Consider the following 10,248-nt stretch of genomic DNA (forward strand, 5'->3'; position numbering starts at 1 on the left):
TCCGGAGTGACCTTCGGCGTGCCGCCCGCCGGTTGTCCCAGTAAGTTGCAGCCATGACGACGTACAACCTCGCGGCCCTTCTCGAGGACAGCGCCGCGCAGTACCCCGACCGCACCGCGATCGTCCTGCCCCGGCCGGACGGGCAGAGCACGCGCCTGTCGTACGCGGAGGTGGACTCGTTCGCGAACATGGTCGCCAACCTGCTGGTGTCCCGCGGGATCCGGCCGGGCGACAAGGTCGCGCTGACCTGCCCGAACCTGCCGTACTTCACCGTCGTCTACTACGGCATCCTCAAGGCCGGCGGCACCGTGGTGCCGCTGAACGTGCTGCTGAAGGGCCGCGAGGTGGCCTACCACCTCAACGACTCCGACGCGAAGGCCTACTTCTGCTTCGAGGGGACACCCGAGCTGCCGATGGGCCAGGCCGGCCACGAGGGCTTCGGCCAGGCGGAGGGGTGCGAGCACTTCTTCGTGATCACCGCCGACCTGGGCGCACCGTCGCCGATCGACGAGACCGAGACGATGGCCCAGGCGATGGCGGGCCAGCCGAGCACGTTCGACACCGTCGCCACCGACGAGGACGACACCGCGGTCATCCTCTACACCTCCGGCACCACCGGGCAGCCCAAGGGCGCGGAGCTGCGGCACCGCAACATGCGCGACAACGCGCGTTCGGGGGAGGCGCTGTTCGGCGCCAGCGCGGCGGACCCGGACACCTACCTGTGCGTGCTGCCGCTGTTCCACTCGTTCGGCCAGACCGTCTGCCAGAACGGCGCGTTCGCGTACGGCGGCACCGTCGTCATGCTGCCGCGCTTCGAGGCGCACGCCGCGCTCCAGCTGATGCTGAAGGAGGGGATCACGTTCTTCGCCGGCGTCCCCACCATGTACTGGGGCCTGCTGGGCGCCCTCGCCGACGACCCGGACACCGACGTCACGACTCTCGCGGAGAACCTCCGCGTCGCGGTCGCCGGAGGCGCGGCGCTGCCGATCGAGGTGCACAAGGAGTTCGAGAAGCAGTTCGGCGTCACGATCCTCGAGGGCTACGGGCTGTCGGAGACCTCGCCGGTCGCGTCGTTCTCCCGGTTCGGGGAGCCGGTGCGCGTCGGCTCGATCGGCACCCCGATCCCCGGGGTGGAGATGAAGCTGATCGACCCCGACTGGACCGACGTCGAGGGCGCCGACCAGGTCGGTGAGATCGCCATCAAGGGCCACAACGTGATGAAGGGCTACTACGACCGCCCGGACGCCACGGCCGAGGCCATCCACGACGGCTGGTTCCGGTCCGGCGACCTGGCTCGCCGCGACGAGGACGGCTGGTACTACATCGTCGACCGGTCCAAGGACATGATCATCCGCGGCGGCTACAACGTGTACCCGCGGGAGATCGAGGAGGTCCTGATGACCCACCCCGACATCTCGCTCGCCGCGGTCATCGGGGTGCCCGACGAGAGCCACGGCGAGGAGATCAAGGCCGTCGTCATCCGGAAGCCGGGGGCCACGGTCACCGAGGACGAGCTGGTCGCCTGGGGCAAGGAGCAGATGGCGGGCTACAAGTACCCGCGCATCGTGGAGTTCGTCGACGCCCTGCCGATGACCTCCACCGGCAAGATCCTCAAGCGCGAGCTCAGCTGAACGGGTTGGGCAGCGCGCCGGGGAGCTGCGCGAGCAGCTCGCGCGCCTGGCCCGCCACCTTGTGCTCGACCAGCACCTCGTACCGGGTGGCCACTACCTGGGTGACCGAGGAGAAGTCGCGCTGGCCGCGGGTGAGCGCGTAGCCGAGCAGCGCCCAGACGACGCCGAACAGCGCGCCGAGCAGCATCGTCGAGACGATCATCGCGAGGATGCTGTCGTTGACGAAGAACGAGAAGATCAGGCCGACGAACAGCCCGAGCCAGAGCCCGGACAGCAGTCCGCCCAGCGCGACCCGGCTCGTGGTCAGGCGCCCGGTGATCCGCTCGACCCGCTTGAGGTCGGTGCCGACGATCATCAGGTGCTCGACGGGGAACTTGTTGTCGCTGAGGAAGTCGACCGCCTTCTGGGCGGCCGCGTAGTCGTCGTAGATCGCCAGCGACTGCGGGTACTCCAGTCGCAGCGGGTTGGCCCCGGGTAGTCCGGTAGGCATGCTCATGCACTCCAGTCTGCCCCACCTCTCTAGACTGCAGGGGTGCCACGCGTAGTCGTCGACGTCATGCCCAAGCCCGAGATCCTCGACCCCCAGGGCAAGGCCGTGCTCGGCGCCCTGCCACGGCTCGGGTTCTCCGGGGTCACCGATGTCCGTCAGGGCAAGCGGTTCGAGCTCGCCTTCGAGGGCGAGGTGACCGACGCGGTGCTCGCGGAGGTCGAGAAGATGGCGGAGACCCTGCTCTCGAACCCGGTCATCGAGAACTACGCGGTCCGGGTCGAGTCGTGAGGGTCGGGGTCGTCACCTTCCCGGGCTCCCTGGACGACGTCGACGCGCAGCGCGCCGTGCAGGTCGGCGGTCACGAGGCCGTTGCGCTGTGGCACGGCGACCACGACCTGCGCGGGGTCGACGCGGTCGTGCTCCCGGGCGGCTTCTCGTACGGCGACTACCTGCGGTGCGGCGCGATCTCCCGCTTCTCGCCGGTGATGACCGAGGTGGTCGAGGCCGCCCGCCGGGGCCTGCCGGTGCTCGGCATCTGCAACGGCTTCCAGATCCTGTGCGAGTCCCGCCTGCTGCCGGGCGCGTTGATCCGCAACCAGCGCCAGAAGTTCCTGTGCCTCGACCAGCCGCTCACCATCGAGAACAACCGCACGCCGTGGACGTCGGCGTACGCCGAGGGCGCCGAGGTGGTCATCGCGCTCAAGAACGGCGAGGGCGCGTTCGTCGCCGACGAGGAGACCCTCGACCGGCTCGAGGGAGAGGGCCAGGTCGTCGCGCGCTACCGGGGCCAGAACCCGAACGGCTCGCTGCGCGACATCGCCGGCATCTGCAACGAGCGCGGCAACGTGGTCGGCCTGATGCCGCACCCGGAGCACTCCGTCGAGGAGCTCACCGGCACCGGCACCGACGGCCTCGGCTTCTTCACCAGCCTCGCGGCGTCGGTCCTCGCGTGAGCCCGCTGCGCCTGTTCCGCACGGTCGCGGTCGCCGAGGCCGTGACCTGGGGCCTGCTGCTCACCGGCATGGCCTTGAAGTACACCGACGTCACCGAGCTGGGCGTCCGGGTCTTCGGCATGGCGCACGGCGTCGTGTTCATCGCCTACTGCCTCACGACGGTGCTCGTCGGCGTGGACCAGCGCTGGTCGCGCGGCCGGCTGCTGCTCGGGCTGGTGGCCGCGGTCCCGCCGTTCGCGACGGTGCTCTTCGACCGGTACGCCGAGCGGCGCGCCGGCCTCGCGTCCACGTGGCGGCTGGGCACGGAGACGCCCGCCGGCCGGGTCGAGGCGCTGACCGCCTGGCTGATCCGCAACCCGCTGCGCGGCGCGGCCGCGGGCGTGGTCGCGGTCCTCGCGCTCACCGGCCTCGCGCTCCTGGCCGGCCCGCCCGCGGGCTGACGGCTACCGGCGCTGGCCGGCCGCCAGTGCGCTCCAGGTGGTCGCCGCGACGACGCCGTTCGGCTCGAGGCCGACCTTCTTCTGGTAGGCCTCGACCGCGGCCGTGGTCTGGCTGTCGATGATGCCGGTGGCCCGGATCGGGACCGCGCGGTCCGTGATAGCGTTGAGGGCGCGCTGCACGCGGCGGACCGCCGGGCCCACCGACCCGAACTTCACGATCGGCCGGTCGCCGGCCACCAGCAGCGACATCCAGTGCCGCTTGTTCCAGGTCGGCGAGACCACGAACGCGTGCTGGGACTGCCAGGCCTGGGCGGCCTTCTGGGTCCGGGTGTTGTAGACCCCGTTGACCTGGCCGCGGTAGACGCCCTGCTCGTGCAGGAGGCACTGCAGGACCTTGACCTTGGCCGGGGGCGGGGCGTTGTCGCCGGTGCCGGGAACCAGGGTCGGGTAGACGCCGTACGCGATCTTCACCCCGCCGCAGTGCGTCTCCGGGACCGCGACGGAGCCGGTGCCGACGTCGAGGAAGTTGCGGTCGATGTTGATCGTCACGCCGCCCCAGGTCTCGTTGTGGCCGCCCTGGTACTGCTTGACCCGCGCCTTCGCCCAGCCGTCGGCGCGCAGGTACTGCGCCTCGGTCGACGTGTTCGCCTTGCCGTCCCACCGTGCGACCCAGATCTGGTCGGGGAGCTCGATGTCGGCGCGCTTGTTGTAGCGGGCGTCGTCGAGCATCTTGATGCCCGAGCCCGCGCTGGAGTAGACGCCGGACTTGTAGCCGAGCTGGCGGATCTGCCACGACCAGCCGCTCAGGAACGCCAGGGCCGACTCCCGGCAGCGGGTGTTCCTCAGCTCGAAGCCCTCGAGGTCGTACCAGAGCGTGCTGCCCTCGGCGATCCCGAGCTTCTGCGCGGCCGCGACGCTCTTGGCGGCCTCGGCACTGCCCTGCTTGCGGGCCTTGCCGTAGCGGTTGCTCTTGCCCGGCTTCGGGATGATCGTCGGGTCGTCGCCGTACCGCGGGAACCGCGGCTGGCACGACGCCTGCGGCCCCAGCGTGATCGGCAGGATCCGCCAGCCCTTCCTCAGCTGGGTGCTGACCCACTCCGGCGTCAGGTTCGGCTGGTCGCGGCAGGCGCGGGAGTCGCCGCTCAGGTAGACGCCGACCGCCCAGAACGGCGAGTTCCGGAGCCAGGTGTTCATCGTCGCCTGGTCGGGGGTGTGGCACTGGTCGAAGCCGTAGCCGGTGAAGTCGCCGGGCGTGACGACGGTCGCCTTCCGGGCGGTCGTCGCGGCGGACGCGGGGGCGACGTCGCTCCCGGTCGACAGTGCGACGAGGGTCGCCGCGGCGAGGGCGCCGGCGGTCAGGGTGGCGAGGGTGCGTCGCAGCAGGGTGCGAGCGGGGCGAGACATACGGGACTCCAAGCGGTGGGGAAGCGCCCCGTCACCATAACCTCAACTGTCACATCCGTAACAGCGGTTCCCCGCAACTACGACGCTGTAATTCGCAGCGTCCGTGCAAGGTTTCCTCAACCCGCCACCCGGTCCGGCCGATGAGGACCACAGTGACAGAGAGATCGCACCGTGGGGGGAGACGATCATGGACGACGAGACCTGGAGCACCCAGCCGTTCCTCGGCCTGGTGCCACACTTCCATGCCGACCCGGTCGAGGGTGTGCCGCTGGTGAGCACCGACGGCCACTGGTGGTGGGACGGCTACGCGTGGACGCCGGCGCCCGCGCTCGCGGGAGCCGGCGTCGCTGCGGCGGCCGAGCCGGACGAGCCGGTGCGGCCGGTCAAGCCGCCTCGGCTACCGCCTCGGCGAGCTCCTCGCCGGCCGCGCCACCAGCTGCCGTTGCCGACCTCGGCGCCGGGCGCAGCACGACCGCCGAGACCAGCAGCGCGGTAGCGGCGAACGCCGCCGAGGTGAGGAAGGCGGCGGCCATCCCGGGCACCAGCCGGCCGGGCACCGCGCCGGCGGCGTACACCGACACGATCACGGCCACGCCCACCGCGCCGCCGAGCTGCTGCGTGGTCTGCAGCAGGCCGGAGGCGGAGCCGGCGTGCTCCGGCTCGACGCCGGAGAGCACGATGACGGTCACCGGCATGAACGTCAGCGCGGACGAGATGCCGGCCAGCGCCATCGGGCCGAAGACCGCGGCCAGGTAGGTGTCGCCGGTGCCGATCGTGCTGAGCCAGACGTAGGCGAGCGCGAGCACGCCGGTGCCGGTCAGCATCATCGCCCGCGGACCGACCCGGCCGATCAGGGCCGGGGTGACCCGCGAGGTCGCGAAGATGCCGAGGCTGAACGGCAGGAACGCGACGCCGGCCATGAGCGGCCCGAAGCCGAGCACGCCTTGGACGTACTGCACGACCAGGAAGAACATCGACAGGTTCGCGCCGAGCAGCAGCGCCATCACGGCCAGCGCGCCGACCCGGTTGCGGTCGCGGACCAGCCGCGGCTGCACCAGCGGGTGCGGGTGCCGCAGCTCGGTGCGGGCCAGCAGCGCCAGCAGGGCGACGCCGACCGCGAAGCCGACGACCGTCCGGACCGACGCCCAGCCGTGCTCCGGCGTCCCGATCAGGGTCCACACGAGCGCGACCGCGCCGCCGGTGGCGGCCAGGGCGCCGACCACGTCGAAGCGGCCGGTACGGCGCGGCGTCTCGGCGACGAAGCGCGGCGCCAGCACGATCACGGCGAGCCCGATGGGCACGTTGATGAACAGCGTCCAGCGCCACGAGCCGACGTCGGTCAGCAGCCCGCCCAGGACCAGGCCGATGGACGCGCCTCCGGAGGACACGGCGCCGAACAGCGCGAGTGCGCGGTTGCGCGCGGCCTCGTCGGGGGCGCTGGTGGTGAGCAGCGCGAGGACGCTCGGAGCCGCGAGCGCGGCCCCGACGCCCTGGAAGGTGCGTGCGGCGACCAGCTGCCCGGGCGTCTGGGCGAGCCCGCCGAGCGCGGACCCGAGGGTGAAGACCGCCAGGCCGATCTCGAAGACCCGGAGGCGGCCGAAGACGTCGCCGAGCCGGCCGCCGAGCAGCAGCAGCCCGCCGAAGGCGAGCGTGTAGGCGTTGAGGACCCACGACAGCGACGCCGGGCCGAAGCCGAGCGCGGTGTCGATGCGGGGGAGCGCGACGTTCACGACGGTGGCGTCGAGCACGATCATCAGCTGCGCGACCAGGACGATCGCGATACCGGCGGCTGCGCGGCCGGCGTTCGGCGGCAGCTCGGTGGGAAGGGTGGTGCGTGAGGACATGTGAGCAGACCTGTTCTGGCCCGGTGGGCCGAGGTACAGTAGATCCGGAGGATGACTCCGCTTCCCGAAGAACAATACGGAGACTGTCTCCGTTTAGCAAGCCCTGAGGAGCGATTTCTCGTGCGTGCCGATGCCAGGCGCAACTACGACCGGATCGTCGAGGTCGCTCGCGAGGTCTTCCGCGAACAGGGGTACGACGCGTCGCTCGACGAGGTCGCCAAGCGCGCCGGCGTCGGGCCCGGGACGCTCTACCGGCACTTCCCGAAGCGCGAGAACCTGCTCGACGCGATCATGCAGTCGTGGGTCGACCGGGTGACGGAGACCGCCGACAAGGCCCTCGCCCACGAGGGCACGGACCGGGACCTGCTGCTCAACTGGTTCGAGCAGTACGTCGGCCTGATCAGCCAGCACAAGGGCGCCCCCGCCAAGCTCACCTCGGCGATGGGGGACCCGGACTCGCCGATCCGCACCAAGTGCCAGGTGCTGGCCGAGGCCAACGACCGGGTCCTCGAGCGGCTCCGGCAGGACGGCGTGCTGCGCGAGGACGTCGAGCCGATCCAGGTCTGTCGCCTGGTGGGCGGGGTGGCCACCATCGCCGACAGCAGCGAGCTCGACGCGGCCGCCGTCCGCCCGATGCTCGAGGTCGTCGCCGACGGGTTGCTGCGCTGACCGACGCCGATCCTTCACCTGTGAGGATGTGGCGTGTGGCTGCCCCGGCGCGTACCGTCGAAGGTAGCCGAGAGTTTCTCGTGACCCGCCAGTCAAGGCGCCTCCGTTCCCGGTTTCACCACGACCCCGGGAGCAGTCATGGAGTTCTCATCCGCCGTCCGCCGCCACCGCGGGCATGCCCACCTCACCGTCGCCGGCTCGCTCGACGCCTTCAGTCGCTGGCAGGTGACCCGCCAGGTCGAGGACGCCGTCGCGCGCGGCTGCCGGGACTTCGTCGTCGACGCCGGTGACGTCACCTTCCTCGACGCCGGCGGCCTCGGTGCCCTGATCCGGCTCCGGAACACCACCCGCGCGACCGGTGGCGTCCTGCGGTTCGAGTCCGCCAGCCCGCGGTTCCGCTGGGTGTGCGGGGTCGCCGGTCTCGACGAGTCGTTCGGCCTGACCGCCTGAGTCGCGGACGCGGTCTGCTGGGCGTCAGGCGGCGGGTTTCGAGACGCGTCGCTCGGTCCGTCGCTGCGCTCCGGTTCGAGCCGACGCTCCTCAACCTGCGCCGCAAATCGCTGCCCTCGCGAGCTCGGCCAGCGGCGGCTCGGTAGATTGCTGTCGTGCTCGACACCGTCGCCGTCGCCGCCGAGGATCCCCGCCACGAGCAGCCGTGGGCCGACCTGGGTCTCAAGGCCGACGAGTACCACCGGATCCGCGAGATCCTCGGCCGCCGCCCGACCAGCTCGGAGCTGGCGATGTACTCGGTCATGTGGAGCGAGCACTGCTCGTACAAGAGCTCCAAGGTGCACCTCAAGCAGTTCTCCGAGATCCCCCAGGAGACGCCGGTCGGCAAGATGCTGGCCGGCATCGGGGAGAACGCCGGCGTCCTGGACATCGGCCAGGGCTACGCCGTCACCTTCAAGGTCGAGAGCCACAACCACCCGTCGTTCGTCGAGCCGTACCAGGGCGCCGCGACCGGCGTCGGCGGCATCGTCCGCGACATCCTCGCGATGGGCGCCCGCCCGGTCGCGGTGATGGACCCGCTGCGGTTCGGGCCGCTGGACGCCGACGACACCCACCGGGTGCTGCCCGGGATCGTCGCGGGTGTCGGTGGCTACGGCAACTGCCTGGGCCTGCCGAACATCGGCGGCGAGGCGGTCTTCGACGAGTCCTACCTGGGCAACCCGCTGGTCAATGCGCTCTGTGTGGGCGTGCTGCGGCACGAGGACCTGCACCTGGCCAAGGCGTCGGGCGTCGGCAACCAGGTCATCCTGTACGGCGCGCGCACCGGTGGCGACGGCATCGGCGGCGTCTCCGTGCTGGCGTCGGAGACCTTCACTGAGTCCGAAGACGGGGGGTCCGGGCCGGCGAAGCGGCCCAGCGTCCAGGTCGGCGACCCGTTCATGGAGAAGCTGCTCATCGAGTGCACGCTCGAGATCTTCGCGGCCGGGCTGGTCGCCGGCATCCAGGACCTCGGCGGCGCCGGGCTGTCCTGCGCGACCTCCGAGCTCGCGTCCGCCGGCGACGGCGGCATGCACGTCGAGCTGGACCGGGTGCCGCTGCGCGACTCCACGCTCGCTCCCGAGGAGATCCTCATGAGCGAGTCGCAGGAGCGGATGATGGCCGTGGTCGAGCCCGGTGACGTCGACGCCTTCCTGGCGATCTGCGCGAAGTGGGACGTGGAGGCGGTCGTCATCGGCGAGGTGACCGACACGGGCCGGCTCCAGATCGACTGGCACGGCGAGCGCGTCGTCGACGTACCGCCGCGGTCGGTGGCGCACGACGGCCCGACGTACCACCGCCCCTTCGCCCGCCCGGACTGGCAGGACGACCTCCAGGCCGACGCCGCCGAGGTGCTGCCGCGGCCGGCGAGCGGCGACGACCTGCGCAAGACGCTGCTGACGCTGATCGCGAGCCCGAACCTCTGCGACAAGTCGTGGATCACCGACCAGTACGACCGCTACGTCCGCGGCAACACGGTGCTCGCGCAGCCCAGCGACAGCGGGATGGTCCGCGTCGACGAGGAGACCAACCTCGGCGTCGCCGTGTCGACCGACTGCAACGGGCGGTACGCCTTGCTCGACCCGTACGCCGGTGCGCAGCTGGCGCTGGTCGAGTCGTACCGCAACGTCGCCACCGGCGGCGCCACCCCGCTCGCGGTCTCGGACTGCCTGAACTTCGGCTCCCCGGAGGACCCGGCGGTGATGTGGCAGTTCGCCGAGGCGTGCCGCGGGCTCAAGGACGCCTGCGCCGAGCTCGGCATCCCGGTCACCGGCGGGAACGTGTCGCTCTACAACCAGACCGGCGAGACCGCGATCCTGCCGACCCCCGTCGTCGCGGTGCTCGGCGTGATCGAGGACGTCACCCGCCGCACGCCGTCGGCCTGGTCGGCCGCGGGCGAGCGGGTCTTTCTGCTCGGCGAGACCCGCGAGGAGCTGTCCGGGTCGGAGTGGGCGCACGTCGTGCACGGCCACCTGGGCGGACGCCCGCCGGCGGTGGACCTCGAGGCCGAGGCGACGCTCGCCCGGCTCCTCGTGTCGGGCGTGGGGCTGCTGACCTCCGCCCACGACCTCTCCGACGGTGGCCTGGCGCAGGCGCTGGCCGAGGGCGCGCTGCGGCACGGCGTCGGCGTCTCGGTCGCGGTGCCCGGCGACGCGTTCGTCGGGCTGTTCAGCGAGTCCACGGCGCGGGTGGTCGTCACGGTCGCCGACGGCGACGCGGAGCGCCTGGTCCAGCTGGCCGCCGAGCACGGCGTCGCGATCACCCCCCTCGGCGTCACCGGCGGCGACACCCTCGCCGTCGACGGCCAGTTCGACATCCCGCTCGCCGAGC

Annotated in this window: 10 protein-coding genes; 7 read left to right on the forward strand and 3 right to left on the reverse strand. The window is 71.6% G+C overall.

Translation table 11 applies throughout. The annotated features are described in order from the left end of the window. Nucleotides 1-53 precede the first annotated feature (53 nt). Nucleotides 54-1,631, forward strand: a complete 1,578-nt coding sequence (locus ABD086_RS02375) for a long-chain-fatty-acid--CoA ligase (protein ID WP_343905283.1) — start codon at nucleotides 54-56, stop codon at nucleotides 1,629-1,631. On the opposite strand, the gene ABD086_RS02380 is transcribed toward ABD086_RS02375, so the two are convergent. Next, entirely contained in the window at nucleotides 1,624-2,121 is a 498-nt protein-coding gene (locus ABD086_RS02380; RefSeq protein WP_343905313.1) for a YflT domain-containing protein, read from the reverse strand. The two genes, ABD086_RS02375 and ABD086_RS02380, sit on opposite strands and share 8 nt — an antisense overlap. A 42-nt stretch (nucleotides 2,122-2,163) precedes the next feature. Between ABD086_RS02380 and purS the strand changes: the two genes are divergently transcribed. From purS to ABD086_RS02395, 3 genes are read left to right on the forward strand one after another with little or no spacing between them, the layout of a single operon-like run. After that, nucleotides 2,164-2,409, forward strand: a complete 246-nt coding sequence (gene purS, locus ABD086_RS02385; protein ID WP_343905285.1) for a phosphoribosylformylglycinamidine synthase subunit PurS — start codon at nucleotides 2,164-2,166, stop codon at nucleotides 2,407-2,409. Further along, on the forward strand, nucleotides 2,406-3,074 hold the full coding sequence (gene purQ / locus ABD086_RS02390) for a phosphoribosylformylglycinamidine synthase subunit PurQ (RefSeq protein ID WP_343905287.1): 669 nt from the start codon (nucleotides 2,406-2,408) through the stop codon (nucleotides 3,072-3,074). The genes purS and purQ overlap by 4 nt, the downstream gene beginning before the upstream one ends. Next, nucleotides 3,071-3,514 (forward strand): DUF3817 domain-containing protein, encoded by a 444-nt coding sequence (locus ABD086_RS02395; RefSeq protein ID WP_343905289.1) that lies wholly within the window; start codon nucleotides 3,071-3,073, stop codon nucleotides 3,512-3,514. Before purQ ends, ABD086_RS02395 begins: the two co-directional genes overlap by 4 nt. A 3-nt stretch (nucleotides 3,515-3,517) precedes the next feature. On the opposite strand, the gene ABD086_RS02400 is transcribed toward ABD086_RS02395, so the two are convergent. Beyond that, nucleotides 3,518-4,918: a glycoside hydrolase domain-containing protein gene (locus tag ABD086_RS02400; RefSeq protein WP_343905291.1), complete on the reverse strand. Its 1,401-nt coding sequence runs from the start codon at nucleotides 4,916-4,918 to the stop codon at nucleotides 3,518-3,520. A gap of 383 nt (nucleotides 4,919-5,301) precedes the next feature. Continuing rightward, nucleotides 5,302-6,762, reverse strand: a complete 1,461-nt coding sequence (locus ABD086_RS02405) for an MFS transporter (protein WP_343905293.1) — start codon at nucleotides 6,760-6,762, stop codon at nucleotides 5,302-5,304. Between the two features lie 120 nt (nucleotides 6,763-6,882). Here ABD086_RS02405 and ABD086_RS02410 point away from each other — a divergent pair, with 120 nt between their 5' ends. The 3 genes from ABD086_RS02410 to purL form a co-directional block, all read left to right on the forward strand. After that, nucleotides 6,883-7,431: a TetR/AcrR family transcriptional regulator gene (locus ABD086_RS02410; RefSeq protein ID WP_343905295.1), complete on the forward strand. Its 549-nt coding sequence runs from the start codon at nucleotides 6,883-6,885 to the stop codon at nucleotides 7,429-7,431. A 138-nt stretch (nucleotides 7,432-7,569) separates the two neighbouring features. Then, the gene (locus ABD086_RS02415) at nucleotides 7,570-7,881 is read left to right on the forward strand and encodes an STAS domain-containing protein (RefSeq protein WP_343905297.1); all 312 of its coding nucleotides are present in this window, start codon (nucleotides 7,570-7,572) and stop codon (nucleotides 7,879-7,881) included. Between the two features lie 155 nt (nucleotides 7,882-8,036). Continuing rightward, the coding region (gene purL, locus ABD086_RS02420) for a phosphoribosylformylglycinamidine synthase subunit PurL (protein WP_343905299.1) at nucleotides 8,037-10,248 on the forward strand (2,212 nt) is incomplete at its 3' end.

Source organism: Nocardioides aquiterrae, from assembly GCF_039526625.1.
Classification (GTDB): domain Bacteria; phylum Actinomycetota; class Actinomycetes; order Propionibacteriales; family Nocardioidaceae; genus Nocardioides; species Nocardioides aquiterrae.